The 222-nt window shown below is 64.0% G+C and carries 1 protein-coding gene; it reads left to right on the top strand.

Annotated features, from left to right (window positions below; all coding sequences use genetic code 11):
* Nucleotides 1-222 (top strand): outer membrane protein transport protein (locus GYB81_RS23785; RefSeq protein ID WP_178106607.1); only part of this gene is annotated, 222 nt, incomplete at both ends.

Here is a 222-nt window from a genome sequence, read left to right as displayed (position 1 = left end):
GCGTCGCTGACAGGGATGGCTGCGTCGACTGTGTTGCAGGCAACTTCGCCGACAACGTTCAGGGCGACGGCTACTTCCGGGTCGAGGGCGAGGATTGGGGCGTCGGCTGGAACATCGGCTACATGTGGGAGCCGACCGAGTCGACGCGCTTTGGCGTATCCTATCGCTCCAACAGTCGCCACACCCTGGGGGGGGAAACGAAAGGGAGTTTCGCCGGAGTGC

The organism is Pseudomonas yangonensis, from assembly GCF_009932725.1.
In the GTDB taxonomy this organism is placed as follows: Bacteria; Pseudomonadota; Gammaproteobacteria; order Pseudomonadales; family Pseudomonadaceae; genus Aquipseudomonas; species Aquipseudomonas yangonensis.
The sequence above is the reverse complement of the archived record's forward strand: the minus strand, read 5'-3'. Positions and strand labels throughout refer to the sequence as shown.